Source organism: Nocardioides sp. P4_G10 (genome assembly GCF_056401175.1).
In genome coordinates this window covers 120061-146419 of the sequence record NZ_JBFUJV010000010.1, presented here as the reverse complement: position 1 = coordinate 146419, position 26359 = coordinate 120061, and the positions used below count along the sequence as shown (strand labels likewise).

At 72.0% G+C, this 26359-nt stretch carries 27 protein-coding genes; 6 read left to right on the top strand and 21 right to left on the bottom strand.

Going from position 1 to position 26359, the window contains the following annotated elements:
• The 3 genes from AC1DP1_RS12745 to AC1DP1_RS12735 form a co-directional block, all read left to right on the top strand.
• Positions 1-312 (top strand): WYL domain-containing protein (locus AC1DP1_RS12745; RefSeq protein WP_477507158.1); only part of this gene is annotated, 312 nt, incomplete at its 5' end.
• A 50-nt stretch (positions 313-362) separates the two neighbouring features.
• Positions 363-926, top strand: a complete 564-nt coding sequence (locus AC1DP1_RS12740) for a CGNR zinc finger domain-containing protein (RefSeq protein WP_477507157.1) — start codon at positions 363-365, stop codon at positions 924-926.
• 10 nt (positions 927-936) lie between these two features.
• Positions 937-2583 (top strand): DNA repair helicase XPB, encoded by a 1647-nt coding sequence (locus AC1DP1_RS12735; RefSeq protein ID WP_457192050.1) that lies wholly within the window; start codon positions 937-939, stop codon positions 2581-2583.
• 78 nt (positions 2584-2661) lie between these two features.
• On the opposite strand, the gene AC1DP1_RS12730 is transcribed toward AC1DP1_RS12735, so the two are convergent.
• Positions 2662-3702 (bottom strand): NAD(P)-dependent alcohol dehydrogenase, encoded by a 1041-nt coding sequence (locus AC1DP1_RS12730; RefSeq protein WP_477507156.1) that lies wholly within the window; start codon positions 3700-3702, stop codon positions 2662-2664.
• Positions 3703-3750: 48 nt separating this feature from the next.
• Positions 3751-4221 (bottom strand): MerR family transcriptional regulator, encoded by a 471-nt coding sequence (locus AC1DP1_RS12725; protein WP_477507155.1) that lies wholly within the window; start codon positions 4219-4221, stop codon positions 3751-3753.
• Between the two features lie 92 nt (positions 4222-4313).
• Between AC1DP1_RS12725 and AC1DP1_RS12720 the strand changes: the two genes are divergently transcribed.
• Entirely contained in the window at positions 4314-5180 is an 867-nt protein-coding gene (locus tag AC1DP1_RS12720) for an oxygenase MpaB family protein (RefSeq protein ID WP_477507154.1), read from the top strand.
• Positions 5177-5770, top strand: coding sequence for an HD domain-containing protein (locus AC1DP1_RS12715; protein ID WP_477507153.1), 594 nt, complete (start codon positions 5177-5179; stop codon positions 5768-5770). Before AC1DP1_RS12720 ends, AC1DP1_RS12715 begins: the two co-directional genes overlap by 4 nt.
• On the opposite strand, the gene AC1DP1_RS12710 is transcribed toward AC1DP1_RS12715, so the two are convergent.
• Positions 5757-6479: a GntR family transcriptional regulator gene (locus AC1DP1_RS12710; RefSeq protein ID WP_457192041.1), complete on the bottom strand. Its 723-nt coding sequence runs from the start codon at positions 6477-6479 to the stop codon at positions 5757-5759. The genes AC1DP1_RS12715 and AC1DP1_RS12710 overlap by 14 nt on opposite strands.
• Positions 6480-6590: 111 nt before the next feature.
• Between AC1DP1_RS12710 and AC1DP1_RS12705 the strand changes: the two genes are divergently transcribed.
• Positions 6591-7211, top strand: a complete 621-nt coding sequence (locus tag AC1DP1_RS12705; RefSeq protein WP_477507159.1) for an alpha-ketoglutarate-dependent dioxygenase AlkB — start codon at positions 6591-6593, stop codon at positions 7209-7211.
• Here the strand turns inward: AC1DP1_RS12705 and AC1DP1_RS12700 are convergent, their stop codons facing one another.
• The 18 genes from AC1DP1_RS12700 to AC1DP1_RS12615 form a co-directional block, all read right to left on the bottom strand.
• Positions 7212-7937, bottom strand: coding sequence for an SRPBCC family protein (locus AC1DP1_RS12700; protein ID WP_477507152.1), 726 nt, complete (start codon positions 7935-7937; stop codon positions 7212-7214).
• Positions 7938-8783 carry an FAD binding domain-containing protein gene (locus AC1DP1_RS12695; RefSeq protein ID WP_477507151.1) on the bottom strand — a complete coding sequence of 282 codons (846 nt, stop codon included), beginning with the start codon at positions 8781-8783 and terminating at the stop codon, positions 7938-7940.
• Positions 8780-11242, bottom strand: a complete 2463-nt coding sequence (locus AC1DP1_RS12690) for a xanthine dehydrogenase family protein molybdopterin-binding subunit (RefSeq protein ID WP_457192034.1) — start codon at positions 11240-11242, stop codon at positions 8780-8782. Before AC1DP1_RS12690 ends, AC1DP1_RS12695 begins: the two co-directional genes overlap by 4 nt.
• Positions 11239-11721, bottom strand: coding sequence for a (2Fe-2S)-binding protein (locus AC1DP1_RS12685; RefSeq protein WP_477507150.1), 483 nt, complete (start codon positions 11719-11721; stop codon positions 11239-11241). Before AC1DP1_RS12685 ends, AC1DP1_RS12690 begins: the two co-directional genes overlap by 4 nt.
• Positions 11722-11840: 119 nt before the next feature.
• Positions 11841-12905: a ScyD/ScyE family protein gene (locus tag AC1DP1_RS12680; protein WP_477507149.1), complete on the bottom strand. Its 1065-nt coding sequence runs from the start codon at positions 12903-12905 to the stop codon at positions 11841-11843.
• Between the two features lie 111 nt (positions 12906-13016).
• Positions 13017-14234 (bottom strand): AfsR/SARP family transcriptional regulator, encoded by a 1218-nt coding sequence (locus AC1DP1_RS12675; RefSeq protein WP_477507148.1) that lies wholly within the window; start codon positions 14232-14234, stop codon positions 13017-13019.
• Between the two features lie 97 nt (positions 14235-14331).
• On the bottom strand, positions 14332-15234 hold the full coding sequence (locus tag AC1DP1_RS12670) for an exonuclease/endonuclease/phosphatase family protein (RefSeq protein WP_477507147.1): 903 nt from the start codon (positions 15232-15234) through the stop codon (positions 14332-14334).
• Between the two features lie 68 nt (positions 15235-15302).
• On the bottom strand, positions 15303-16436 hold the full coding sequence (locus AC1DP1_RS12665; RefSeq protein WP_477507146.1) for an XdhC family protein: 1134 nt from the start codon (positions 16434-16436) through the stop codon (positions 15303-15305).
• Complete coding sequence (locus AC1DP1_RS12660) at positions 16429-17556, bottom strand: vWA domain-containing protein (protein WP_477507145.1); 1128 nt, start codon at positions 17554-17556, stop codon at positions 16429-16431. Before AC1DP1_RS12660 ends, AC1DP1_RS12665 begins: the two co-directional genes overlap by 8 nt.
• A 71-nt stretch (positions 17557-17627) precedes the next feature.
• Positions 17628-18506, bottom strand: a complete 879-nt coding sequence (locus AC1DP1_RS12655) for an AAA family ATPase (protein WP_477507144.1) — start codon at positions 18504-18506, stop codon at positions 17628-17630.
• A gap of 39 nt (positions 18507-18545) precedes the next feature.
• Positions 18546-19091 (bottom strand): nucleotidyltransferase family protein, encoded by a 546-nt coding sequence (locus tag AC1DP1_RS12650; RefSeq protein ID WP_457192019.1) that lies wholly within the window; start codon positions 19089-19091, stop codon positions 18546-18548.
• 43 nt (positions 19092-19134) lie between these two features.
• Positions 19135-19641: a hypothetical protein gene (locus AC1DP1_RS12645; RefSeq protein WP_477507143.1), complete on the bottom strand. Its 507-nt coding sequence runs from the start codon at positions 19639-19641 to the stop codon at positions 19135-19137.
• Positions 19642-19731: 90 nt separating this feature from the next.
• Positions 19732-20451: a hypothetical protein gene (locus tag AC1DP1_RS12640; RefSeq protein WP_477507142.1), complete on the bottom strand. Its 720-nt coding sequence runs from the start codon at positions 20449-20451 to the stop codon at positions 19732-19734.
• A 31-nt stretch (positions 20452-20482) separates the two neighbouring features.
• Positions 20483-21292, bottom strand: coding sequence for an ABC transporter permease (locus AC1DP1_RS12635; RefSeq protein WP_477507141.1), 810 nt, complete (start codon positions 21290-21292; stop codon positions 20483-20485).
• A gap of 25 nt (positions 21293-21317) precedes the next feature.
• On the bottom strand, positions 21318-22196 hold the full coding sequence (locus tag AC1DP1_RS12630) for an ABC transporter permease (RefSeq protein WP_477507140.1): 879 nt from the start codon (positions 22194-22196) through the stop codon (positions 21318-21320).
• Positions 22197-22199: 3 nt separating this feature from the next.
• Positions 22200-23417 carry an ABC transporter substrate-binding protein gene (locus AC1DP1_RS12625; protein WP_477507139.1) on the bottom strand — a complete coding sequence of 406 codons (1218 nt, stop codon included), beginning with the start codon at positions 23415-23417 and terminating at the stop codon, positions 22200-22202.
• Complete coding sequence (locus AC1DP1_RS12620) at positions 23414-24475, bottom strand: ABC transporter ATP-binding protein (RefSeq protein ID WP_477507138.1); 1062 nt, start codon at positions 24473-24475, stop codon at positions 23414-23416. The genes AC1DP1_RS12625 and AC1DP1_RS12620 overlap by 4 nt, the downstream gene beginning before the upstream one ends.
• A 219-nt stretch (positions 24476-24694) precedes the next feature.
• Positions 24695-26215, bottom strand: coding sequence for a collagen-like domain-containing protein (locus tag AC1DP1_RS12615; RefSeq protein ID WP_477507137.1), 1521 nt, complete (start codon positions 26213-26215; stop codon positions 24695-24697).
• Positions 26216-26359 lie beyond the last annotated feature (144 nt).

Here is a 26359-nt window from a genome sequence, read left to right as displayed (position 1 = left end):
GTCGAGGCGCGGCAGGCGGCGCAGGTCCAGGCGGTGGCGACGGCCATCCGCGCCGGCGACCGCGCCGAGTCCTCACGGCCCGCGAGCGCCGAGGCGACGACGACCCCGTCGGATGCCCTGGCCGCCCTGCGGGATGCGATCGAGGCAGGCAGCACCGTGGTCATCGGCTACGTCGACGGCCACGGCGCGAACGGCGAGCGGGTCGTCGACCCGCGCCGCCTCGACGGCGGCCGGCTGTCGGCCTACGACCACCGCGCCGACGACGTCCGGGAGTTCGCCGTCCACCGCATCACCGGTGTGCGCCGCGCCTGATCACCCCGACACGCCTGACGCCCGCGTGGGCTCCTCCGTAGACTTGGACGATGGACTTCATCCGGTACGCCGAGCGCGCAGCATCGCTCGTCAACGCCGACCTCGCCGACGAGGAGGCGCTGCGCGAGCACCTCGCCGACCGCTCGTGGCTGCACCGCTCCGTGGTCGCGGGGGACGTCGAGTCGGTGCGGGCCTTCCAGTCCGAGCTGCGGCCCGTGTTCGAGGCCTCCGACGTCGACGACGTCGCACTGGTGGTGAGCTCGCTCAACGACCTGCTCGCCGAGCACCCGGTCACGCCGATGATCTCCGACCACGACCCCGACAACCTCCACATGCACGTGGCCAACCGCGCGGCCTCCGTCGCCGAGCTCCTGGTCGGCGAGGCGCTGATGGGGCTGGCCAACCTGGTGTGCGACCTCGGCGCCACCCGCCTCGGGATCTGCTCGGAGACTCGCTGCGACCAGGTCTTCGTCGACACCTCCCCCAACCAGTCGCGCCGCTACTGCTCGGACCGGTGCTCCTCGCGCGCCAACGTCGCGGCCTTCCGCGCGCGGCGTCGGGCCGAGCAGGTGGAGGCACCGGCCACCGACCGAGCCGCGGCGGCGTCCTCGTGAGGGCCACCGGATGAACGACGGACCACTCATCGTCCAGTCGGACAAGACGCTGCTGCTCGAGGTCGACCACCCCGCGGCCGCCGAGGCCCGCAAGGCGATCGCCCCGTTCGCGGAGCTCGAGCGCTCGCCCGAGCACATCCACACCTACCGCTTGACGCCGCTGGGGCTCTGGAACGCGCGAGCCGCCGGGCACGACGCCGAGCAGGTCGTCGACGCCCTGCTGTCCTGGTCGCGCTACGCCGTGCCGCACGCCCTGCTCGTCGACGTCGCCGAGACGATGGGCCGCTACGGGCGCCTGCGCCTGGAGAAGCACCCCGTCCACGGCCTGGTGCTGTCCTCCATCGACCGCCCGGTGCTCGAGGAGGTGCTCCGCGCGAAGAAGGTCGCCGGGATGCTCGGAGCGCGGCTCGACGACGACACCGTCGCGGTCCACCCCAGTGAGCGCGGCAACCTCAAGCAGGCGCTGCTCAAGCTCGGCTGGCCCGCCGAGGACTTCGCGGGCTACGTCGACGGCGAGGCGCACGCCATCGACCTCGCCGAGGACGGCTGGACGCTGCGCCCCTACCAGCGTGAGGCCGCCGAGTCCTTCTGGGACGGCGGCTCCGGCGTCGTGGTGCTCCCCTGCGGCGCCGGCAAGACGATCGTCGGTGCTGCCTCGATGGCCCACGTCGGCGCCACCACGCTCATCCTCGTGACCAACACGGTCAGCGCACGCCAGTGGAAGGACGAGCTGGTCGCCCGCACCTCACTGACCGAGGACGAGATCGGCGAGTACTCCGGAGCCGTCAAGGAGGTCCGTCCGGTCACGATCGCGACCTACCAGGTGCTGACGACCAAGCGGAAGGGCGTCTACCCGCACCTCGAGCTGCTCGACGCCCGCGACTGGGGCCTCATCGTCTACGACGAGGTGCACCTGCTGCCGGCGCCGATCTTCCGGATGACCGCCGACCTGCAGGCGCGTCGCCGGCTCGGCCTCACCGCCACCCTCGTGCGCGAGGACGGCCGGGAGGGCGAGGTCTTCTCGCTCATCGGACCCAAGCGCTACGACGCCCCGTGGAAGGACATCGAGGCGCAGGGCTACATCGCGCCCGCCGACTGCGTCGAGGTGCGCGTGAGCCTGCCCGACGGCGAGCGGCTGGCCTACGCGACCAGCGACCCCGACACCCGCTACCGCCTCGCCTCGTGCACCCACGCCAAGATCGACGTCGTACGACGCCTCGTGCAGCAGCACGCGGGCCAGCCCACCCTGGTGATCGGGCAGTACATCGACCAGCTCGACGAGATCGCCGAGATGCTTGACGCCCCCGTGATCAAGGGCGAGACCCCGGTCAAGGAGCGGCAGCGGCTGTTCAACGCCTTCCGCTCCGGCGAGGTCGGCCTGCTCGTGGTGAGCAAGGTCGCCAACTTCTCCATCGACCTGCCGTCGGCCGAGGTGGCGATCCAGGTCAGCGGGTCGTTCGGCTCGCGCCAGGAGGAGGCCCAGCGGCTCGGGCGGCTGCTGCGCCCCAAGACCGAAGGCCGCAGCGCGCACTTCTACACGATCGTCTCGCGCGACACCGTGGACGCCGACTTCGCGCAGAACCGGCAGCGCTTCCTCGCCGAGCAGGGCTACGCCTACCGGATCGTCGACGCCGGCGACCTGCCGTCCCCCGCCTAGTCGTCGGACCCAGGTCCGCCGCGGGGCCCGGCCCGAAGATCGCTCGCGGCGGGCACGAGCGACCTTCGAGCAGGGACGTCAGCCCAGCGTGCTGGTGTCGATGACGAAGCGGTAGCGCACGTCGGAGGCCAGCACCCGCTCGTACGCCTCGTTGACCTGGTCGGCACCGATCACCTCGACCTCGGCGGCGATGCCGTGCTCGGCGCAGAAGTCGAGCATCTCCTGGGTCTCGGCGATGCCGCCGATCATCGACCCGGCGAAGGAGCGCCGGCCGCCGATGAGCGACATCGCGTTGACGGGCAGCGGCGCCGGCGGGGCGCCGACGTTGACGAGGGTGCCGTCGACGGCCAGCAGGCCGAGGTGGGCGTTGACGTCGATCGAGGCGCTCACCGTGTTGACGATGAGGTCGAAGCGACCGGCCAGGGCCTCGAACGTGTCGGGGTCCGAGGTCGCGAAGTAGTGGTCGGCCCCGAGCCGGAGGCCGTCCTCCTGCTTCTTCAGCGACTGCGAGAGCACCGTGACCTCGGCACCCATCGCGTGGGCGATCTGCACGGCCATGTGGCCGAGGCCACCGAGGCCGACGACGGCGACGCGACGGCCCGGGCCGGCCTTCCAGCGACGCAGCGGGGAGTACGTCGTGATGCCGGCGCACAGCAGCGGCGCGGCGGCCGCCGGGTCGAGGCCCTCCGGCACGGAGAGCACGAAACCGGCGTCCACGACGACGTGCGTGGAGTAGCCACCCTGGGTGGTGGTGCCGTCGACGTCGGTGACGGCATAGGTGCCGATCATGCCCTTGACGCAGTACTGCTCGTCGCCGTTGCGGCAGTTGTCGCACTCGCCGCACGAGTTGACCATGCAGCCCACGCCGACGCGGTCGCCGACGCGGTGGCTGGTGACGTCGTCGCCGACCTGCTGGACGGTGCCGACGATCTCGTGGCCCGGCACGACGGGGAAGGGCTGCGGGCCCCAGTCGCCGTTGACGGTGTGGATGTCGGAGTGGCAGATGCCGGCGTACTCGATCGCGATGAGCACGTCGTGGGCGCCGACCTCGCGACGCTCGATGGTGGTGGGGGCCAGCGGCTCGCCGGCCGAGGGGGCTGCGTAGGCGTTCACGCGCATGGGGGTTGGTCCGTCCTTCTGTGGGGGTGCTGACCGGGGTGTGGCCGGTCAGTGGATCGGGTCGTGCGTGACCGCGCGGAGCTCGTCGGCGAGCGCCCGCGCCTGGTCGGAGACCTGCTCGCTGCGCGCCGCGTCACCCTCCTGGACCGCCTGCCAGTAGGCGATCTTGAGGTCCACGTAGCGCTGGCGGAGCACCAGTGCCCTGGCCTCGGTCGTGAGGCGTTCCTGCTGCTCGCGCAGCAGCCGCTCCTGGTCCGCGGCGACGTCCGCACCGAGCCGGTTGTTGGCCATGTAGAGGCGCATGTCGCCCACCGACATCCCGGTGGCGGCGAGGCAGGAGACCCACATGAGCTGGTCCAGGTCCTCGTCGTCGTAGACGCGGTGCCCGCTGCTGGCGCCACGGCTGATCGGGGCGATGACCCCGATCTGCTCGTAGTAGCGCAGCGTGCTGGCCGGCAGGCCGGTGAGGGCTGCCGCCTCCTTGATGGAGTAGCTGCGGGGCAGGGCGTGGCTGGTCATGTCATCGACGGTAGGAACTTCGAGTACTCGAAGTCAAAAGGCAGCGGGCGCCACCAGCGGGCCGCTTCGGACGCTTGGCTAGCCTCGACCGCGTGACCCTCCGTGACCGCCTCGGCGCCGAGCTCTTCAGCAAGGTCGCCGGCCCCGACGGCCCGCGCAACCGGCAACGTGTCCACGGCACGCCGGGCCCGCGGTGGTTCACCCCCGACTCCCCCATCGGCCGGGTCCACGGCGACGCCTCGATGTTCGTGGGCGGCATCCGCGCGATCATGCTCCAGTCCCTGCACCCGGCCGCGATGCAGGGCGTGGCCGACCACTCCGGCTACCGCGGCGACATGTGGGGACGGCTCGCGCAGGTCTCGACCTACATCGCGATGACCACGTTCGGCGCCGAGAAGGACGCCCTGCAGATGATCCGCGCCGTCCAGCGCGCGCACGAGTCGGTGACCGGCACCATGCCCGACGGCACGCCGTACGCCGCCTCCGACCCGCACCTGCTCGGGTGGGTCCACGCCGCCGAGATCCACAGCTTCCTCGTCGCGCACGACCGCTACGGCCACCGGCCGCTCGTCGGGGCGGAGCGGGACCAGTACGTCGCCCAGGCCGCCGTCGCGGCCGGGCACCTCGGCGTGATCGACCCCCCGCGGTCCGAGGGGGACCTGAGCGCCACGCTGGCGGCGTACGCCCCGGAGCTCCGCGGGACCCCGGCCGCCCACGAGGCGATCCGCTTCCTGTTGCTGCACCCCGACCTCCCCGTGGCGGCGCGCCCGGGCTACCTCGCGCTCGCCTCGGCCGCCATCGGCCTGCTGCCGGCCGACGCGCGCCGCGAGCTGCGGCTGCCGCCCGTGCCCCGGGTGACCAACCGTGTGCTGGGCGCCGCAGCCACCCGGACCATCCGATGGGCGATGGCCTCCGGCCACGCCGAGGCGCGCGAGCTGCACGAGGCGACCCAGCGGTGAGCCTCGCCGGCCGCTGGCCCCTGCCCGACCACCACGCGCTCCGCGACGACCTGCTGGCGGCCTGGGACCGGTCCGGCTACCACGACCTGCGCCACCTCGAGGAGGTGCTCGACCGGCTCGAGGTGCTGGCCGCGGCGGGCGCGCCCTTCGACCGCACCGCCGTCGCCCTCGCGGCGTGGTTCCACGACGCCGTCTACGACGGGGCCGACGACGACGAGGAGCGCTCCGCCCGCTGGGCCGAGGGCGCGCTGCCGGCGACCTGGGCGGACGAGGTGGCGCGGCTGGTGCGGATGACCGTCGAGCACCGCCCCGCCGACGACGACCCGGCGGGCGCCGCGCTCAGCGACGCGGACCTGGGCATCCTGGCCGCGCCCCCGGTGCGGTACGACGCCTACGTGGCCGGGGTGCGCGCGGACTTCGCGCACGTCGGCGACGCCGACTTCCGGGCCGGCCGGGCAGCGGTGCTGCGTGACCTGGTCGCCCGGGCGCACCTCTTCAGCACCTCGCACGCGCGCGAGCTGTGGGAGGACGCCGCGCGGGCGAACCTCCAGCGCGAGCTCGCGAAGCTCGAGGGCCTCAGCGGTCGTTGAGCTGGAGGTAGACCGTGAAGCGGTCGTGCCGGTAGCAGGTGCGCGAGACCTCGACGATGCGGCCGTCGGACACGGCACGGCGGGCGTGGCGCAGCACCGGGTCACCCTCCTCGACCTCGAGGATCGCGGCCTCGTCCGCGCTCGCGCGGTCGGCGCTGATGGAGTCCTCGACCTCGGTCGGGCGCAGGCCCCGGGCGCCGAGCGCCTCGTAGAGACTGGTGGGGGTGCCGTGCTGGAGGAAGCCGGGCAGCAGGACCTCGTTGAGGTAGGCGTCCTCGACGCACACGATCGCCTGGTCGGCGCGGCGCAGGCGGCGCCAGTGGAGCACGGGGTCACCGGGCGAGATGTCGAGCGCCCTCGCGACGCCGGGGCCGGCCTGCTCCACGCGGGCGAGGAGCGTCTGCGACTCCGGCAGCATCCCGCGGCGGCGGATCTCCTCGGTGAACGAGGTGAGCCGGCCGGAGGTCCGGGGTGGCTGGGCGACGAACGTGCCGCGGCCGGGGATCCGCTCGAGGAGGCCCTCGGCGACGAGGGCGTCGAGCGCTTGGCGTACGGTCATCCGCGCGACACCGAAGCGGGCCACGAGCTCGCGCTCGGACGGGGCTGCGGAACCGGGCGGCTGGGTCTCGATGAGGCCCCTCACGTGCTCGCGGACCTGGACGTGCTTCAGTGCCCGCTGACGCGGGACGACGAGGTCCACGGGTTCCATGACACTCAGGCTATGACTGGGCTGGACCGGCAGTCTGCAAATTGACCAAGCCTGTGGCAAACCCTTGACAATTTCTTGATGTTCGAACGGATGTTCGACTCATCGCGTATCATGGGCCTCGTGGACTTCCAGTCGTCCCTGTTCGCCGACACCACCGCGGATTCCGCGGTGCTGTCTCCTGAGCGTCGGCTGCTGTCCCACGGAGCGTGGGTCGATGTCCAACGCAACTGGCTCCACGACCCCGACACCGTGTTTTCCGCACTCGTCGATCGCGTGCCCTGGCGGGCCGAACGGCGCGAGATGTACGACGCCGTGGTCGACGTGCCGCGGCTGGTGCACACCTACCTCGCCGCCGACCCGCTCCCCCATCCCGCGCTCACCCGGGCGCGCACGGCGCTCAGCGAGCACTACCTCCCCGAGCTCGGTGAGCCGTTCGTGACGGCCGGGTGCTGCTACTACCGCGACGGTCGCGACTCCGTCGCGTGGCACGGCGACACGATCGGCCGCGGCCGCACCGCCGACACCATGGTCGCCATCGTGAGCGTCGGCGACCCGCGCCGGCTGCTGCTGCGCCCGCGGGGCGGGGGTGCGTCGATCGCGCTGACCATGGGCCACGGCGACCTGGTCGTGATGGGCGGGTCGTGCCAGCGCACCTGGGAGCACGCCGTGCCCAAGGTCGCCCACTCCGGACCGAGGCTGTCGGTCCAGTTCCGCCCGCTCAACGTCTTCTGATCACGACCTCCGCAGCAGCCGTCGCAGCAGCACCAGCACGACGAGGGCGGCCAGCGCCTGCTTCCAGTACGACTTGGCGAGCACGGGGAGCACTGCGCTGCCGAGGTCGAGCGCCTCGGGCTCCCGCGGCGGCGGCTTCGGTGGGGCGGGCGGCGCGGGAGGCACGGGCGGCGATGGCTGCGCAGCACTCCCCGCGGCCGCGACCGGCGGCTCGGCAGGCCCGCCGACGCCCACCAGGGACGCGGCGCCCGGTGACGAGTCGGTCGCGTCGCCCGACTCGGTCGGCCCGGCCAGCCGCTGCTCGAGGCAGGCGACGAACTGCCCGAGCAGCTTGTCGGAGACGTCCTGCATCACCCCGCGCCCGAACTGCGCCGGCTTGCCGGTGATGGCCAGGTCGGTCTCCACCGACACGTCGGTCGAGCCGCCGGCCTCGGCCATCGAGACCGTGACCTTCGCACCCGCCGTGCCGTTGCCGCGCTTGTCCTTGCCCTTGGCGTCGACGACGAAGCGGTGGGCCTCTTCGTCCTTCTCGACGAACGTGCCGCTGCCGTTGTACACCAGCGCGATCGGGCCGAGCTTGACCTTCACCGACCCGGAGAACGACTCCTCGTCGGCCTCGGTCACCTGGGCGCCGGGGAAGCACTCGGCGACGGAGGCGATGTCGTTGAAGTGCGCCCAGGTCTCCTCGACGCCGATCGGGACGGTGAACCGGTGGCTCAGCTCCATCTACACACCCGYCGCCTTGAGCACGGCCCGGCCGGTCAGCACCCGCGCGAGGTGCTGGCGGTAGTCGGCGGCGCCGTTGAGGTCCGAGGGCGGGTTGGTCCCCTCGGCGGCGAGCTGCGAGGCCTCGCGTACGCCGTCCTCCGTCGCGCTGGCACCGGCGAGGGCCTGCTCGGTCGCGGTCGCCCGCAGCGGCGTGGACCCCATGTTGGTCAGCCCCACGCGCGCCTCGTGGATCGATCCCTTCACCGTCGCGGCGACCGCGACGATGGGCCACTGGTGGGCCACGCGCACGAACTTCTCGTAGTGCGCGCCCCAGCCCGTGTGCTTGGGGATCCGCACCTCGGTGAGGATCTCGTCGTCACCGATGGCGGTCTCGAAGAGGTCGACGAAGAAGTCCGCGGCGTCGACCGTGCGGGTGCCACCGGGACCGGCGATGACGAACTGCGCGCCTAGCGCGAGTGCCGGCGCACCGAGGTCACCGGCGGGATCGGCGTGTGCCAGCGCGCCGCCGAAGGTGCCGCGGTGCCGGATCTGCGAGTCCGCGACCTCCGCGGCTGCCTTGGACAGCAGGAGCGCGTGCTCCTTGACCAGGCTGTCGTCGCGCACGTCGTGGTGGGTGGTCATCGCACCGATCACGAGGGCGTCGCCGTCGTCGCGGATGCCGCGCAGCGAGGAGATGCCGCCGAGGTCGATCACCACCTCCGGTGCGTTGAGCCGCATCCGCAGGACCGGCAGCAGGCTCTGTCCGCCGGCCAAGATCTTCGCGTCGTCGCCGTGCTGGCCGAGTGCGGCGAGCGCCTCCTCGACCGACGTCGGGGCGAGGTAGTCGAACTCCACGGGGATCACTGGCCCGCTCCTTCGTCCTGGTTGAGGGCGCCTTCTTCGAAGTGCGGCATCGCCGCCTGGGGTGTCGGTGCGTCGCCGTCGTTGGCGTGGATCGCGCGCCACACCCGCTCCGGGGTGCACGGCATCTGGATGTCGCGGACGCCCAGGTGTCGTACGGCGTCCACGACCGCGTTGACGACAGCCGGGGTCGAGGCGATCGTGCCTGCCTCGCCGACGCCCTTCGCGCCGAGCGAGTTCGTCGTGCAGACGCTCGGCTCCTGGGTGTGCTGGACGTCGAACGAGATCGTGTCGGCCGACGTCGGCAGGAGGTAGTCGACGAACGACCCGCTCACCAGCGTGCCGGCCTCGTCGTGGACGGCCTCCTCCCACAGCGCCTGGGCGATGCCCTGCACCAGCCCGCCGTGCACCTGACCGGCCACGATGAGCGGGTTGATGATCGTGCCGATGTCGTCGCAGCAGGTGTACTTCCGCATCTTCACCGCGCCCGTCTCGGTGTCGACCTCCATGGCGCACAGGTGCGTGCCGTGCGGGTAGTTGAAGTTGACGGGGTCGTACGTCGCCTCGGCGTCGATGCTGAGCTCCATGTCCTCGGGGTAGTTGTGCCCCGTGAACGTCGCCGTGGCGAGCTCCTGGATGGCGACGCCCTGGTCGGTGCCGCGGACGGTGAACCGGCCGCCGGCGTAGTCGAGGTCGTCCTGGTTGGCCTCGAGCAGGTGCGAGGCGAGGTGCCTGGCCTTGTCGATGACCTTGTCGACCGCCTGCACCAGCGCCTCGCCGCCGACCACGAGCGAGCGTGAGCCGTAGGTGTCCAGCCCGCGGTGCGCGACCTGCGTGTCGCCGTGCAGCACCTCGACGTCCTCGAACGGCACGCCGAGCCGGTCGGCGACGATCTGGCTGAACGCCGTCTCGTGCCCCTGGCCGTGCGCGCTCGCACCGGTGACGATCTCGACCTTGCCAGTGGCCAGCATCCGCACGCTCGCGTGCTCCCAGCCGCCGGCGCCGTAGTCGAGGCTGCCGAGCACCCGGCTGGGCGCGAGGCCGCACATCTCGGTGAAGGTGGACACGCCGATGCCGAGCTGGACCCGGTCGCCGCGCTCGCGCCGCTCCTTCTGCTCCGCGCGCAGCGCGTCGTAGCCGAAGGACTCCTTCGCCTTCGCCGTGGCCGCCTCGTAGTTCCCGGAGTCGTACTCCAGGCCCGCGACCGTGGTGAACGGGAACTCCTCGTGGGTGATCCAGTTGCGCTCGCGGATCTCCAGCGGGTCCACGCCGACCTCGGCGGCCAGCTCGTCCATCAACCGCTCGATGGCGTACGTCGCCTCGGGCCGGCCGGCGCCGCGGTAGGCGTCGGTGAACGTGGTGTTGGTCAGCACGGTCTGGCACTCGAAGCGGTAGGCCGGGAACTTGTAGATCGCGTTGAACATGAAGGCGCCGAGGACGGGCACACCGCCGCCGACGATCGCGATGTAGGCGCCGAGATCGGCGTCGAGGTGCACCTTGAGGGCGGTGACCTTGCCGTCCTTGTCGGCCGCGAGGCTCAGCGTCTGCACCTGGTCGCGGCCGTGGTGGGCCGCCATCAGGCTCTCGCTGCGGGTCTCGGTGTACTTCACCGGCTTGGTGAGCCGGCGTGCCACGGCCCAGGCGATCCACTCCTCGGGCGTGGTCTGCAGCTTGCCGCCGAAACCACCACCGACGTCGGGGGCGATGACCCGGATCTTCGACTCGGGTACGCCGGTGGTGGCCGCCAGGGCGAACCTCAGGATGTGCGGGATCTGCGTTGCCGACCACATGGTGATCTGCTCACCGGTCGGGTCCACGACCACGCTTCGCGGCTCCATGAATGCCGGGATCAGCCGCTGCTGGCGGTACTCCCGCTCGATGAGGATCCCGTTGGCGCGGGCGTCCTCGATGGCGGCCTCGACGTCGCCGCCGGTGCCGGCCTCGTTGGAGTCGAAGACCCACAACGCGGACTTGTTGGTGCCGAGGTCGGGGTGGGCGAGCACCTCGTCCTCGAGCGCCTTCTTGATCCCGACCACGGCGGGCAGCTCGTCGTACTCGACGTCCACGAGCTCCGCGGCGTCGCGCGCCTCGGCGGCGCTGCGGGCCACGACGACGGCCACCACCTCGCCGGCGAAGGCGACCCGGTCGGCGGGCATCGGCGAGTGGGTCGGCGTCTTCTGGTCGGGCGTGATCGGCCAGGCGTTGATGCAGACGCCGAGCTCGTCGCCGAAGTCCTTGCCGGTCAGCACGGTGACCACGTTGGGCGAGGCCTTGGCGGCCTCGACGTCGATCGAGGTGATGGTCGCGTGGGCGAAGGGGCTGCGCACCATGGCGAGGTGGAGCATCCCGGGGAGGGTGATGTTGTCGGTCCACCGGGTTCGCCCGGTGATCAGCCGCTGGTCCTCCTTGCGGCGCCGGTCCCGGCCGATCTCGGCGACCGGGCGGTCCTGGGTGGCGGTCATGCCTTCGCCCCCTCGGTGGAGCCGGCGGCGTGGAGGACGCTCCTGACGATGTTGTGGTAGCCGGTGCAGCGGCAGAGGTTGCCCTCCATGCCGAGCCGCACCTCCTCCTCCGTGGGGTTCGGGTTCTCGCCCAGGAGGTCGACGGCCTGCATGATCATCCCCGGCGTGCAGAAGCCGCACTGGAGGCCGTGGCACTCGCGGAAGGACGCCTGCACCGGGTGCAGCTCACCCTCGGCGGTGTCGGCGAGGCCCTCGATCGTGGTGACGGTGCGGCCGTTGGCCTGCACCGCGAGCACGTTGCACGACTTCACGCTCGTGCCGTCGAGGTGGACGGTGCACGCCCCGCAGTTGGAGGTGTCGCACCCGATCACGGTTCCGGTCTTGCCGAGCTTCTCCCGCAGGTACTGCACCAGCAGCATCCGGGGCTCGACGTCGTCGGACACCGACGCTCCGTCGACGGTGAGTTGGATCTTGGTCATGCGACTCCTCCGTGCGTGTGAGGTGGATCACTCGCGGCCGACGCTAGGCCCGGCCGGTTGGCAGCCGGTTGGTCGGTCCACACCGGACCTCGGCACCCCACACGCACGGAGGTCGTTGCTCAGTAGCGCAGCACGACGCCCTTCGGCTTCTCCGACAGCACCTGCGCGCTGACGTAGAGGTCACCGTCGGCCCACTCGACCGCGGCGGGCATCATCACCTCGGCGTACGGCTTGGCGGTCGTGCGGCCGGCCTTGATGCGCGAGACCTGGCCACCGAAGAGCTGGGCGACGTAGATGTCACCGTTGTCCGCCACCGCGACACCCGTCGCGCCGGCGAAGCCGGAGGCGACCTCACGGACCTTGCCGGTCGTGGCCTTCACCTTGACCAGGCGACCCTGCGCACCGGTGCTGCCGTCCTCGGGACCACCGGGGAGCAGCGTGACGTAGAGCCAGCCGCCCTTGCCCACCTCGACGTCGGTCGGGACCGGCTCGAAGTTGAAGGTCTTGCCGACGGTGCAGGCCGGGAGCTGGTTGGCCGCTGCCGCCTCCGCCGTGATCACCACGGGCACCGGGGGCAGGACCGCGACGGTCTTGACCTTGCCGTTGGGCTTGACCGACAGGATCGTGTTGCCGGCGGCGTCGGCGACGTACGTCGTGCCCTTGTGCACGGTCGAGCCGTAGGGGTGCGACTCCACGATGCCCGTGTAGGACGCGGGCACCTCCGGCGGCATCTGCGCCGCACAGGCGGCGTCGAGCCCGCCCTCGATGCCGTACGAGACGTCGGCGTCGGGGTTGTGGTCGGCCTCGTAGGCCGACAGGTCGGCGACCTTCTTCGGCTTGGCGCCCGGGCGCATCGACCAGAGCGCGGTCTTGGCGCCCTTGGTCGTCGCGAACTGGACGGTCCCACGGTCCTCCGAGACCGCGCCGACCTCGGTGCCCTTCTTGGCGGCGAAGACCACCTCGGGCTTGGCGCCGGGGGCGACCGCGGTCAGCAGCCCGGCGAAGTTCTGGGCGACGTAGGCGGTGCCGTCGCGGGCGACGACCATGCTGAGCGGCGAGACGAGCTTCTTCGCCACCGTCGTCGGTTCGGGTGCCGCGGAGGCAGTCGCGGCGGGGCTGCCCAGGAGGCTCCCCGTGAGCAGGACGACGGCTCCTGACGCCATCGCTCGTCGTGTTGCGGCCATGCTTTCTCCCTCGTACGTGGCCGCACCCCCGTGCGGCGCCTCGACGCAGGATCGTGCACCGCAACCCGAGCGGTCCACTAGATTTTGTCGATCTACCCGAAATGGGAGGCGTCACTCCAGGCTGGCGAGCCGGCCCTTCAGCAGCGGCACGACCGGGTGGTGCACCGGCAGCGCGGCCAGGCAGGCCTCGACCACGGCGGTGTCGTACGGGGCCAGCTCGCTGTAGCGCAGCACGGCGTCGGCGTCGGGGTGCGCCAGCAGGGCCTCCCGCACGCTGACGGCGAGGTAGTCGCCCATCTGCACCAGGGCGGGCGAGTCGGTGCCGGGGAGCAGGTCGCCGCCGTAGGCGCGGACCGCGGCGCGCACGTCACCGCGGCGCAGCAGCCGCTGCACCTCCTCGACGTCGGTGACCACGGGCATGGTGAGGCGGTAGGGACGCGACGAGAGCTGGCCCGACAGGGCCGCCCGCAGGTGCGACACCTCGGCCTTGAGCGTCGAGGTGGTCACGGACGCGTCGCCGTAGAGCAGCGCGTGGAGGTGCTCGACCGAGAGCCCCGAGGGGTGGAGCGCGAGGAGGGCGAGGATCTCGGTCTGCCGCCGGTTGAGCAGCAGCCGTTGGCCGTCGAGCCACACCTGCGCCGTGCCGAGGAGGGTCAGGGTGAGGCCGGGCTCGGTCGGCGCGACGTCGCCCGCCAGCGTCGTACGACGGTCGGTGGGGAGGGCGCCCTCGATCAGCCGCGCCATCACGCGCGCGGTGGCGAGGCCGATGGGGTGCGAGCGGTCCCAGGTCGTCGACAGGTCGATCACACCGAGCGAGCGGCCGGTCACCGGGTCGAAGACCGGGGCCGCCCAGCAGACCCAGTTGTGCACGACCTCGGCGTAGTGCTCGGCGCTGAAGACCATCGACGGGGCGCCGGTGCGGCCGGCGATGGCCAGCGCGTTGGTGCCGACGCTCGCCTCGTCCCACCGACCGCCGGGGACGAAGTTCACCGTCTCGGCCTTGCGGCGCATCACGCGGCCGCCGTAGGTCCAGAGGATCCGCGTCTGCTCGTCGGTGACCGCGACGACGAGGTCGCCGTCCTCGGCCGTGCGCCGGAGCTCGTCCTGCACCCGGGAGACCGCGGTCTGCAGGGGCGAGGCCTTCCAGAAGTCGGCCGTGTCGCCCTCGTCGTCGAGCGGCGCGTGGGTCACCGCGGGCGACACCACGCCCGACAGCTCCCAGCTGCGCAGGATCTCCGGTCGGACCGCGTCGGCGTCACCGGCCTCGACGAAGCGCGTCCAGGCGCGGACGGCGTCCACGCGTCGGGCGTGCAGGTCCTCGCTGGTCATGGCGGCTCTCCCGGTGGTCGCCGCAAACCTAGCCCGAGTGTGATGGGCGCAACAGGGAATCCGCCCGGAGGTCACTCGAAGGGATCGCCCGAGGGCTTCAGCCCACGCGCTGGAAGGTGGCGACGACGCCGGGGTGGTCGGTGACCAGGTTCCGGTAGGAGTGGAAGGAGTGGATCCGGAAGTCGGAGTCACGCTCGCCCATCACGTAGTCGATCCCCGATCCCCGACGGTGCCTGTCGGCGGAGTAGTTGGTCTCCAGCCGCAGCGGCTTGGTGATCCGGCCCTTCACGAGGTTGTCGGTCGTGTCCCGGTTCGCCGTGACGTTGCAGTCGCACATCGCGACGAACTGGTGCGCGTCGGGCGTGTCCTCCTTGATCGAGCGGATCCGGCTGGCCATCCGCCACATCGCCTCCACGCCGCGACGGTTGGCGTAGTTGGGGCCACCGGAGTGGCGGTTGTGGAGGTGGTTGGGCAGGTGGAAGCTCAGGGCGCGGATCGTGTGGCCGGTCTTCCGGTGCCGGAGCACGGCCGCCACGCCGTACTGGTCGTGGGCGATCCGACCGGAGTAGCGCCGCCACGTCGTGCCGGTCAGGAGGGGCGCCCAGGTCTTCTCGACCTCCCAGACCTTCTTGTCGAAGGCGATCGGGTTGTCGTCGGTGCCGGTCGGGCCCTTCGGCATCAGCAAGGTCCACGACTTCGGCAGGGCCGCGCGCAGCGCCGGGCGGCTGAAGAGGCGCTCCTGGAAGCCGATGACCGAGGCGTCGCCGTCCAGCACCTGCGCGATGTCGTGACGCATGCCCGCGACGCGCATCCCCTTCTTGAGGTTGAGCGTCGCGACGCCGAACTTCTCACCGGAGGCGAACGCCTTGGGACTCCGATCCTGCTGGCGTGCCTGTGCCGGCGAGCCGCCGACCGCGAGGCCGGTGAGCAGCAGGACGACCGCGACGAGAGCGGCGGTGGGGCGGACGAGGACACGGGGCGGCGCGGGGAGCAAAAACATCCCGAAGACCATAAGTGAGCCCCACACGACGGGCCAATTCGTCGTCGTGGTACGGAACTGCCCTCGCGTCAGTCGTCGTGGTGGATGCGACCCTCCGTCGCGGCCAGCCGCTCCCCCGAGCCGCCCCACTGGCGGGCCACGATCTCCGCCGCGATGGACACGGCGGTCTCCTCGGGGGTGCGCGCGCCGAGGTCGAGCCCGATCGGCGAGGACAGCAGGGACAGCTCGGCTTCGCCCAGCCCTGCGTCGACGAGCCGGGCCAGCCGTTCGTCGTGCGTACGACGCGAGCCCATGGCGCCGATGTAGCCGGGCCGCACGTCCTCGTCGAGGCGCAGCGCGACCTCGAGCAGCGGCACGTCGAACTTGGGGTCGTGGGTCAGGACCGCCAGGACCGTCCGTCGGTCGATGCGTCCGGCGTCGAGCTCGGCCTGCAGGTAGCGGTGCGGCCAGTCGACGACCACCTCGTCGGCGCCCGGGAAGCGTGACGTCGTGGCGAAGACGGGACGGGCGTCGCACACCGTGACGTGGTAGCCCAGGAAGGAGCCGACCTTGGCGACGGCGGCCGCGAAGTCGATCGCCCCGAAGACCAGCATCCGCGGCTTGGGGGCGAAGCCCCAGACGAAGACGCGCATCCCCTCGCCGCGCCGCTCGCCGTCCGGGCCGTAGGTCAGGGTGGCGTTGGTGCCCGCCGCGAGCACGCCGAGGGCGTCGTCGTGGACCGCGGCGTCGGCCCGCGGGGAGCCGAGGCTCCCGGCCGCGGCCTCGTGCGGCCGCACCACCAGGCGGCGCCCGACCCACGCGGGGTCCGGGTGCTCGATCACCGTCGCCAGGGCCACCGGCCGGCCGGCCTCGATGTCGGCGGCCACCTCCCCCAGCTGCGGGAACGTCTCGCGCGACACCCGCTCGACGAAGACGTCGAGGATGCCGCCGCAGGTGAGCCCGACCGCGAAGGCGTCGTCGTCGGAGACCCCGTAGCGCTCCAGCACCGGCTCGCCCGACGCGACCACGGTCTGCGCGAGCTCGTAGACCGCGCCCTCGACGCAGCCTCCCGACACCGAGCCCACCGCCGACTCGTCGGGGCCGACCAGCATCGACGCGCCCGCCGGGCGCGGGGCGGAGCGGAAGGTCGCCACGACGGTGCCGACGCCGATCGTCTCGCCGGCCTCCCACCACTGCATCAGCTCGGGCAGCACGTCACGCACGCGCGATCACCTCCGTGAGGTCGGCGAAGGTCGCCAGGGAGTGCCCGGCGAGGAAGTCGTCGCAGTGGGGCAGGGCCGCCACCACTCCGCCCTGCAGGGGCTCGTAGCCCGCCTTGCCGCGGTGCGGGTTCACCCACACGACCCGGTGGGCGACCCGCCGCAGGCGCGCCATCTGCTCCCCCAGGAGCCCGGCGTCCCCACGTTCCCAGCCATCGCTGAAGACGACGACCACGGCACCGCGCGCCATCCCGCGCTGGCCCCACCGGTCGAGGAACACCCGGAGCGTCTCGCCGAGCCGGGTGCCGCCTGACCAGTCCGGCACCACCTCGCCGGCGGCGACGATCGCGCGGTCGGCGTCCGGGGTCGCGAAGGCCCGGGTCACGTGCGTCAGCCGGGTGCCGACGGTGAAGGTCTCGACGGTGCCGCCCGACGCGCGCGCGGACCGGGTCAGGCGGTGGGCCAGGCGCAGCAGCGCGTCGGCGTACGGCGTCATGGAGCCGCTGACGTCGACCAGCAGCACCACGCGGCGCGGCCGGGTGCCGCGCCGACGCCAGGCGATCTGGCCGGGCTCGCCGAGGTGGCGCAGCGAGTTGCGCAGGGTGCGCGACGCGTCGAGCTCGCCGCGGTGCCAGCGGCGGTGCCGGGCCGTACGACGCACCGGCGGGTGCAGCGACAGCCGCACGAACATCGCCGCCAGTCGCCGCTTCTCCGCCGCGTCGAGGGTGGCCACGTCGCGGTGCTGGAGGACCTCCGCCTCCGACGCCATCGCGCGGACCACGTCCTCCTCCTCGGTCTCGCCCGCCCCGCCGGCACCCTCGGCCTCGGGCAGCAGGTGCGCGGTCGCGGCACGCGACGACTCGCGCTGCTGGGCGCGCGGCAGCCCGTCGCGCGGGTCGAACCACGCCGCGAAGACCTGGTCGTGGCGGGCGAGGTCGTCGGGCGACCCGCAGAGCGTGGCCCGGCCGGCCCAGTAGGTCGCCTGCCGGTCGTCGGCACCGACGGTCGCCACCGCCGCCAGGAAGCCGTGGGCCCGGTCCTGGGTGACCGGCACGCCGGCGGCCCGGAGCGCGCGGGTGAAGCCGAGGAACACCTCGTCGGCGTCGTGGAGGGTGGTGCTCATCGTCGGGGTCCCCGCGGAGCTGTCGGACGGAGGAGCGGAGCGGGGGAGCTCCGAGAACTCCGTGGGGTGACTCATCGTGAGAGCATCCGGTCGAGCGCGGCCCGCACCCGGTCGGCGTCCTCGCGGTACTTCAGCAGGGCGCCGAGGGTCATGGCCGCCGACGCCAGGTCGAGGTCGGCGGTGCCGAGGTAGGTGAGGGCGCGGGCCCAGTCGAGGGTCTCGGCGACGCCGGGCGGCTTGAGGAGGTCGTCGCGCTGCCGGAGCTGCTGCACGACCCCGACGACCTGGCGGGCGAGCGCATCGCTGACCTCGGGTGCCCGCGAGCGGACGATCTCCACCTCACGCTCGAGGCCGGGGTGGTCGATCCAGTGGTAGAGGCACCGCCGCTTGAGCGCGTCGTGCAGCTCACGGGTGCGGTTGGACGTCAGCACCACCAGCGGGGGCTCCGGGGCGGTGACCGTGCCGAACTCGGGAATGGTCACCTGCCAGGTCGACAGGACCTCCAGCAGGAACGCCTCGAACTCATCGTCGGCGCGGTCGACCTCGTCGACGAGCAGCACAGCGGGGGCCTGCCGCAGCGCGGCGAGGACGGGTCGCGCGAGCAGGAAGCGCTCGTCGTACAGGCTCTTCTCGGCTTCATCGGGGTCCACCTCGCCACCGGCCTCGAGCGCCCTCAGGTGCAGGATCTGACGCGGGAAGTCCCAGTCGTAGAGGGCCTGGCTGGCATCGATGCCCTCGTAGCACTGCAGCCGGACGAGCGGCACCTCCAGGCTCTGGGCGAGCGCCTCGGCCAGGGCCGTCTTTCCGGTGCCGGGTTCCCCCTCGAGCAGCAGCGGGCGCTGCATCCGCGCGGCGAGGAACACGACCGTCGCCAGCTCGTCGTCGGAGAGGTAGCCGGTCGCGCCCAGCCGGGTCGCGACGTCGGCGGCGGAGTCCATCCCGTGCAGCATGCGGTCAGGCTACGACCCCCACGTTGGTGGGACGTTGGGTCATCGCTGGTCGACGTCGACGCCGGTCGCCAGGTCGCCGCACTCGACCAGGTCGACGTCGTGTGCGGCGAGGTAGTCCCGCGCCCCGCGGTCGCCCGCCGCGGAGGCCACGACGCCCGCCCAGTGGTCGCGGCCGAGCAGGACGGGGTGCCCCGGCACGCCGTCGTACGCCGCCCGCGCGAGGTCGCCGCGTCCCTGCGAGGCGGCGACGAGCCGGGCGACGACCGCGGCGTCGACGTCGGGCAGGTCCACGAGCGAGACGAGCGCCGCATCGTGGTCGGTGGGGGCCAGCGCCTCCAGCCCTGCCCGGAGCGAGGCACCCATCCCCTCGGCCCAGTCGGCCGCGCGGATGCGCGAGACCGACATCGGCAGCAGCGCGGCGGCGCGCTCGGCCTCGGCGCCGAGGACGACGACGATCTCGGAGCACGGCCGCAGCGATTGGACCGCGCGCAGCAGCCACGAGGTGCCGTCGTCGTCGCGGGCCAGCGCCTTGGGTCCGCCGAACCGGCGCCCCTCGCCGGCGGCGAGCAGCAGTCCGACGGTCATGGCCCCACCGTAGGGGCTCACGGCGTGGTGCTGGCGTCGCCGCTCAGCCCTCGGCGGGGAACGCCTCGGTGTAGAGCGCCTGGAGCTCCGGGGTGGTCTCCGCGGTGAAGCCGCACAGGGTGACGCGGTCACCGTCGGCGCTCACGAGGTAGGTCTGCCCCTCCTGGAAGTCGACCGCCATCAGGAGGTCCTCGAGGGCCTTGCTCGGCGCCTCGACCGTCACGGTCGACGCGTCGCCGCCGGCGTACCACTGGTCCACCTCGAGCGTGGCGACGCCGCCGTCGACGGAGGTGACGGTGCCCTCGAAGGCCGTGTCGAACGTCGACAGGACCTCGGCGGACGGCACTGCGCACTTGCCCGCGTTGGAGCCGTCGGCGGTCAGGACGACGGGCTCGTCGGAGGCGGATGCGCTCGGGCTCTCGCTGGTGGTCGGGTCGGTGGTGGCGGCAGGGTCGTCCTCGGACCCGCAGCCGGACAGCGCGACGGCGAGTGCCGCCGCAACGACGGGAAGCAGGCGGGCCGTACGGCGCGGGGTGGTGTGTCGGCTCATGGCGGGCATCCCTCTCATGGAAACGGGCGGAGTCCTCCGCCCCCTCATCGGGTCAGACGGGGCGGTGTGTGCTCGGGTTCCGCGACGGCGTCACCGCGGAGTCTCGATGTCGTCGTCCTCCTCGACGCGCTTCTTCAGCCGGCCGATGCCCGGGATCTTGCCGAGGATCTCGTTGAGCTCGCGCGAGACGTTGAGCAGGTCGTGCAGGTCCGGCGCCACGGAGCCGAGGGTCGTGAGGACCGGGAGCACGTCGCGCTCGACCTGGTCCGTCAACGCGGGGAGGTGGTCGACGAGCCTCACGAGCGCGGCCACCTCGTCGGGGTGGGTGGTGTCGGCCAGGGTCTCGAGGGTCGGCTGGAGCTTGGTCAGCGACGGCTCGAGGGCGTCGAGCAGACCGCCGGCCCGGCCCGCCTGCACGGCCGCGCCGTCCACCACGGTGGTCACGCGGTCGATCTCGGTGGCCGCTGCGGCGACGACAGTGCCGACCCGGGTGACCTCACCGGTGGYCGCGTCCACGACGGCGCCCACCTTCGCGACCTCGCTGGTCGCCGCGTCCACGACCGTACCCACCCGCTCGACCTGCACGGTGGCGGCGTCCACCACCGCGCCGACCCGGGCGACCTCGGCGGTCGCCGCGTCGACGACCCCTCCGACCCGGTCCACCGTCGCCGAGGCGCGCTCGACCAGCACCTCCGCGCGGTCGAGCAGCGCCAGCGCACGCGGGACGGCTCCGAGGAGCGCCTCGACCTGCTCGCTCCCCCGCTCGAGGGCGGACATCAGGTCACGGGGTCCGGGCACGGGCAGGCGCATGGCCCATTCCTACCAGCGGGGCCCGCGCGGCCTAGCGGGCGGCGGCGACCGACTCGTCGGTCCCGGCGAGCTTCTGCGACAGCCAGATCGGGATGATCGACAGCACGATGAGCGCCGCCGCGACCACGTTGACGACCGGCGCCTGGTTGGGCCGGAACAGGTTCTGGTAGATCCAGAGCGGCAGCGTCTGGATGCCCTGCCCAGCGGTGAAGGTCGTCACGATGATCTCGTCGAACGACAGCGCGAAGGACAGCAGCGCGCCCGCCAGCAGGGCYGAGCGCATCATCGGGAGCGTGATCGACCAGAAGGTCCTGAACGTCCCGGCACCGAGGTCCATCGAGGCCTCCTCGAGGTTGCCGCCGAGCCGCCGGAGCCGGGCGATGGCGTTGTTGAAGACCGTGACGATGCAGAACGTCGCGTGGGAGACCACCAGGGTCAGCATGCCCAGCTCGATCCCGAACATCGTCAGGAACGCGTTGGCCAGGGCGATGCCCGTCACCACGCCGGGCAGGGCGATGGGCAGGATGATCAGCAGGGAGACGGTGTCGCGGCCGAAGAAGCGGAACCGCTGAAGCGCCAGCCCCGCCATCGTGCCCAGCACGAGCGCGATCGCGGTGGCCACGAGCGCCACCTCGACCGAGACCACGATGGCGTTCCGTGCGCCCTCGCTGTCCCAGGCCGCCGACCACCACTGCGTGGTGTAGCCCGGCGGCGGCCACTCGAAGGTCCGCGAGATGTTGAACGAGTTCAGCACGACGAGCGCCAGCGGCACGTGGATGAAGAGCAGCACGAAGCCGGTGAAGACCAGCAGCACGACCCGGGTCGCCCTCGAAAAGCTCATCGTCCGCCCCGCCCGCCTCGTCTGCTCATAGCGAGTCCAGTGCTCCTGTCCGGCGTACCGCTCCCAGGTAGATCACCATCGTGACCACCGGGATGGTCGCGACGGCCGCCGCGAACGGCAGGTTGTTGCCCGTGAGGAAGGAGTCGTAGACGACGTTGCCGAGCATCTGGTTGGCCCCGCCGACGATCTTGACAGCGATGTAGTCGCCGAGGGTCAACGAGAACGTGAAGATCGAGCCGGCGACCGCTGCCGGGAAGAGCACCGGCAGCACGACGCGGCGCATGGTGGTGGGGGTGGTCGCGCCGAGGTCGGCGGAGGCCTCGATCAACGAGTTCGGCAACCGCTCGAGGCCGGCGTACATCGGCAGGATCATGTAGGGCAGCCACAGGTAGGACAGCGTGACCACTGTGGCGACGAGCCCGTAGCCGGGCGTGATGCCCAGGTCGTCGAGCGGCCCGCCACTGGCGAACATGCCGCGCCAGGCGTACGCCTTGACGAGGTAGGACGCCCACAGCGGGGTCAGCACGGCGATGACGAGCGCGCGCTGGAGCCGGGGCGAGGCGACCTTGGCCATGTAGAGCGCGATCGGGAAGGCCAGCAGCGCGTCGATCACCGTCACCGTCACCGCGATCAGCAGGGTGCGGATGGTGATGGTGCGGTAGACGTCGATGGTGAACAGGTCGCGGTAGTTGTCGAGGTTCCAGACCCGCTCGATGTTGCCGCCGAAGGCGTCGACGGTCCACAGCGACGTGATGAACAGCGCCGCCAGCGAGCCGAGGTAGAGCACGCCGAGCCAGAGCATCGGCGGCCCCAGCAGCAGCCCCAGCCGCAGCCGGGGGCGGCGGTGCAGCACGCCCCACCGGGGGGATGCCGCACCTCCCCCCGGCAGCGGCTGTGACGTCATGCGTCAGCCCTTGATCTCGGTCCAGGCCTGGGTCCAGTCCTGGTACGTCGTGCACGTGACGTCCGTGCGGCCGTCCAGGCACTGCTCGATGGGCGTGGTCCAGTAGTGGATCTGCTCGGCGTAGGCCTCGTCGCCCGCGTGGTAGGTCTCGCAGAACCCCTTGCTCGTCAGGTCGCACGCCTTCTCGTTGGCCGGGGCCTCACCGAACCACTCGGCGACGGCCGCGTTCGCCTCGGGGCTGATGATGTGGTCCATCCAGCCGTACGCGCAGTTCGGGCTCTCGGTCGATGCCTGCACCATCCAGGTGTCCGACCAGCCGGTCGCTCCCTCGTCGGGGAGGATCGCCTCGACGGGGGCATCCTCGTCCTTGGCCAGGTTCGCGATCACCTGCCACGTGGTGCCGACGACGGAGTCACCGGTCTTGAAGGACTGGATCTCCTTCAGGTAGTCCGACCAGTACTCCCCGACGTTCTCGCGCTGCTTCTTGAGCAGGTCCACGGCGGCGGCGAGCTGGTCCTCGTCGAGCGAGTACGGGTTCTCGATGCCGAGGTCGGGCTGCGTCTCCATCAGGTAGAGGGCGGCGTCGGCGATGTAGATCGGCGAGTCGTAGGCCGTGACCTTGCCGGAGTACGACGACGCGTCGTCGAAGACCGCGCTCCAGCTCGTGGGCGCGGGGTCGACGACATCGGTGTTGTACATCAGCAGGTTGGCGCCGTATCCGTGCGGGACGCCGTACATCTGGCCCCCGACGGAGTTCCACTCGCGATCCTTCAGGAACGACCAGACGTCGGCGTAGTTGGGGATGAGGTCGGTGTTGACCGGGGCCACGTCACCGCCGGCGATGAGTCGCAGGGACGCGTCGCCCGAGGCGGACACCACGTCGTACTGACCCGTCTTCATCAGGTTCACCGCCTCGTCGGAGGTGCCGAAGTACTTGACGTCGACCTGGCAGCCCGTCTCCTTCTCGAAGGGGGTCACCCAGTCGACGGACTTGTCCGTCGAGCCGTCCTCCGCGTAGCCGGGCCAGGCCAGCACGCTGAGGCTGTCCTCGAACTCCCCGACCTGGTCGGCCATCGGCACGTCCGGAGCGGTGAAGCCGCCCTGCTCCTCCGAGCTGCTGCTGCCGTCGTTGTCGCTGTCGTCGCCGGAGGACGTGCCACAGCCGGTGAGCGCGAGCGCGAACGCCGCGACCGTCGCGGCGAGCCTGGTGGTCTGCTTCATGACTTCTCCTTCTTCTCAGGCTGGCGCGCCTGCTCTGTGTGGCCCGAGAGGTCGATGACGTGCTCCTCCGCCCAGCCGACGGTGACCTGCTGGCCCCGACGGCTCATCGCCTGGTCCGTGCTGTCCCGGAGGTTCTGCTTCAGCACCGTGAGGGTCGGCCCGGCGTCGAGCTCGACGAGGTAGTGGTTGACCGAGCCGAGGTAGACGACGTCGGCCACGGTGCCCCGGGCGGTCGTGTTGCCCGACTCGACGTCGGAGTCGAGGTGGATCTTCTCGGGGCGGATGCTGAACGTGCCCTCCCGTCCGAGCACGGCCGGCGCCGCCTCGCCGGTGAGCAGGTTGGAGGTGCCCACGAAACCGGCGACGAAGGCGGTGCTGGGGTTCTCGTAGAGCTCCGCGGGGGTCGCGACCTGCTCGATGCGGCCGTCGCTGAAGACGGCGATCCGGTCGCTCATCGTCAGCGCCTCCTCCTGGTCGTGCGTCACGAACACGAAGGTGATGCCGACCTCTCGCTGCAGCTGCTTGAGCTCGAGCTGCATCGCCCGACGCAGCTTGAGGTCCAGGGCGCCGAGCGGCTCGTCGAGCAGCAGCACCTTGGGCCGGTTGACCAGCGCCCGCGCGAGGGCCACGCGCTGGCGCTGGCCGCCCGACAGCTGGGTGGGCCGGCGGCGGGCGAGCTGTCCCAGCTGCACGGACTCGAGAGCAGCCATGGCGCGGTCCCGACGTTGCGGCGCGGGCACCTTCTTCACCCGCAGGCCGTACTCGACGTTGTCGAGGACGTCCATGTGGGGGAACAGGGCGTAGTCCTGGAAGACCGTGTTGACGTCACGGGCGAACGGCGGACGTGCGGTGACGTCGTCGCCTTCCAGCAGCACCCTCCCGGCACTCGGCTGCTCGAAGCCGGCGATCATCCGCAGCACGGTGGTCTTGCCGGATCCGCTCGGCCCCAGCATCGAGAAGAACTCGCCGTCCTCGATGCGCAGGTCGAGGTCGTCCACGGCCGTGACGCTGCCGAAGGACTTGGTGAGGCCGACCAGCTCGACGGCCGGAGTGCTCATGCAGATTCCTCCCCCACGCGCGGGACGACGGAATGCGTCGCGAAAATCAGAGTAGGACCTCCGATCCCGCACTGAACATCATCAACGGGTCACGATTCGGCGTGGGAAAACGAGGCCACTGGTCCATACCAGGACGCGATGCTCGCGCCCGGACACGCAGCAGGGCCCCCGCCGGAGGCGGGGGCCCTGCTGGTGGTGGTGGTGCGTACCTGCTGCTGGTCAGCCGATCGACAGCGGCAGGGCGAACTGGTTGCCCGTCATCGAGGGCAGCCCCAGCTCGGACAGGTTGGTCGCGCGCAGCTTCCACGCCGACTGCGAGGGCTGGGTGGTCAGGGTGCGACAGTTCCACCCACTCGCGCCGGAGTTGTCCTGCCCGGCCATGCCGGCGGGCATCGCTGCCGAGGTGACGAAACCGCTGGACGGCGACTCGGTCACCAGCCACTGGTTGAGCGAGTGCGAGTAGACCGCGCTGTTGCCGTACATCGTGGCAGGGGCCACGTTGCCTGCGTTCCAGAATGCCTCACCCGTGCAGCCGACGCCCGTGTAGTAGATCTGCCCCTTCGCGGCGAGGCCGTCCCAGCCCACGTTGAGGAGGTAGCCGGTGGACGTCTTGATCAGCACACCGGCACTCTGGGCGGCGATGCCGCCGCTACCGGCCGGGGCGCCCGCGGACACGATCGTGCCGAGGGTGACGCCATTGCCGTCCTTGAGGACGGCTCCGCCGCCGGCCGCACCAGCCGGGCCCTGTGGACCCGTCGCACCGGCGTCACCCTTCGGGCCGGTCGCACCGACGGGGCCCTGCGGACCCACCGGACCGACCGGGCCGACTGGACCGACCGGGCCCAGGGCTCCGGTCTCGCCGGCGGAGCCCGTGGCTCCAGTGGCACCCGCCGAACCCGTCGCTCCGGTCGCACCCGTCTCGCCCTGGTCGCCCTGGTCGCCCTGGTCGCCCTGGTCGCCCTGGTCGCCCTTGGGACCGATCGGACCGCGGAGGTTGACGACCGGGGTCCAGCCGTTCGCACCCTTCTCGTAGGCGTCCCACGAGGTGGTGTCGAGGTACCAGTCGCCGACGGCGCCCGTGCCGGCGGCCGGCGCGCCGTCGCCGCGCAGCCACTTGCTGCCCGCGGCGCCGGCGTCACCCTTCGCGCCAGCGGCGCCGGTGGCGCCGGTCAGACCGGTGTCGCCGCGGTCGCCCTTGGCGCCGGCATCGCCCTTCTCACCCTGCGCTCCGGTAGCACCGGTCTCACCCTTGGGGCCGGTCGCACCGGCCGCGCCGGTGTCGCCCTTGGCACCGGTCGCACCGGTCGCACCGGTCGCACCAGTGTCGCCCTTCGCACCGGACGCGCCGGACGCTCCCTGCGGGCCGACGGCGCCGGGGGCACCGGTGGCGCCCATGATGTTGACGCGGAGTTCCCAGCCGCGCGGCGTGTTCTTGTACGCGTCGCCAGTGGCGGTGTCGAGGTACCAGCTGTTGGTGGAGCCGTCCTTGGCGACCGGGGCACCCACGCCGGAGTTCCAGCTCGTGCGGAGGCTCTCGACCGCCGCGGTGCTCAGCTGTCGCTTGCCGAGCGAGCGATCGGCGATGTCGGCACCGGTGACGGACTTGTCCTTGATGTCCTTGCCGGTGATCAGGKCGCCGGCCGTGGCGCCGCCGACGCCGGCCGACACCACCAGGGCACCGGCGACGAGGATGGCGGAGACGGTGCGGCCCTTCGGGCGCGAGAACGTGAGCGAACGCAAGATGGTGACCCCCCAGAGTCGAGTGGCGCCCCCTCGATGGCGGCGCGGCTCCCGGAGCCTAGGTACCGCAGCCGCCCGCGTCCGGCGATCGGCACATTCACCCCTGAGGGTGTGACAGACGCCACAAGGCCCCCGCCGGAGGCG

What these genes read in the sequence shown, in the direction of transcription:
- AC1DP1_RS12740 (WP_477507157.1), top strand. Translation starts at nt 363, where the DNA reads ATGGACTTCATCCGGTACGCCGAGCGCGCAGCATCGCTCGTCAACGCC.
- AC1DP1_RS12735 (WP_457192050.1), top strand. Translation starts at nt 937, where the DNA reads ATGAACGACGGACCACTCATCGTCCAGTCGGACAAGACGCTGCTGCTC.
- AC1DP1_RS12730 (WP_477507156.1), bottom strand. Translation starts at nt 3,702, where the DNA reads ATGCGCGTGAACGCCTACGCAGCCCCCTCGGCCGGCGAGCCGCTGGCC.
- AC1DP1_RS12725 (WP_477507155.1), bottom strand. Translation starts at nt 4,221, where the DNA reads ATGACCAGCCACGCCCTGCCCCGCAGCTACTCCATCAAGGAGGCGGCA.
- AC1DP1_RS12710 (WP_457192041.1), bottom strand. Translation starts at nt 6,479, where the DNA reads ATGGAACCCGTGGACCTCGTCGTCCCGCGTCAGCGGGCACTGAAGCAC.
- AC1DP1_RS12705 (WP_477507159.1), top strand. Translation starts at nt 6,591, where the DNA reads ATGGGCCTCGTGGACTTCCAGTCGTCCCTGTTCGCCGACACCACCGCG.
- AC1DP1_RS12700 (WP_477507152.1), bottom strand. Translation starts at nt 7,937, where the DNA reads ATGGAGCTGAGCCACCGGTTCACCGTCCCGATCGGCGTCGAGGAGACC.
- AC1DP1_RS12690 (WP_457192034.1), bottom strand. Translation starts at nt 11,242, where the DNA reads ATGACCGCCACCCAGGACCGCCCGGTCGCCGAGATCGGCCGGGACCGG.
- AC1DP1_RS12685 (WP_477507150.1), bottom strand. Translation starts at nt 11,721, where the DNA reads ATGACCAAGATCCAACTCACCGTCGACGGAGCGTCGGTGTCCGACGAC.
- AC1DP1_RS12680 (WP_477507149.1), bottom strand. Translation starts at nt 12,905, where the DNA reads ATGGCCGCAACACGACGAGCGATGGCGTCAGGAGCCGTCGTCCTGCTC.
- AC1DP1_RS12675 (WP_477507148.1), bottom strand. Translation starts at nt 14,234, where the DNA reads ATGACCAGCGAGGACCTGCACGCCCGACGCGTGGACGCCGTCCGCGCC.
- AC1DP1_RS12670 (WP_477507147.1), bottom strand. Translation starts at nt 15,234, where the DNA reads ATGTTTTTGCTCCCCGCGCCGCCCCGTGTCCTCGTCCGCCCCACCGCC.
- AC1DP1_RS12660 (WP_477507145.1), bottom strand. Translation starts at nt 17,556, where the DNA reads ATGAGCACCACCCTCCACGACGCCGACGAGGTGTTCCTCGGCTTCACC.
- AC1DP1_RS12655 (WP_477507144.1), bottom strand. Translation starts at nt 18,506, where the DNA reads ATGCTGCACGGGATGGACTCCGCCGCCGACGTCGCGACCCGGCTGGGC.
- AC1DP1_RS12650 (WP_457192019.1), bottom strand. Translation starts at nt 19,091, where the DNA reads ATGACCGTCGGACTGCTGCTCGCCGCCGGCGAGGGGCGCCGGTTCGGC.
- AC1DP1_RS12645 (WP_477507143.1), bottom strand. Translation starts at nt 19,641, where the DNA reads ATGAGCCGACACACCACCCCGCGCCGTACGGCCCGCCTGCTTCCCGTC.
- AC1DP1_RS12630 (WP_477507140.1), bottom strand. Translation starts at nt 22,196, where the DNA reads ATGACGTCACAGCCGCTGCCGGGGGGAGGTGCGGCATCCCCCCGGTGG.
- AC1DP1_RS12625 (WP_477507139.1), bottom strand. Translation starts at nt 23,417, where the DNA reads ATGAAGCAGACCACCAGGCTCGCCGCGACGGTCGCGGCGTTCGCGCTC.
- AC1DP1_RS12620 (WP_477507138.1), bottom strand. Translation starts at nt 24,475, where the DNA reads ATGAGCACTCCGGCCGTCGAGCTGGTCGGCCTCACCAAGTCCTTCGGC.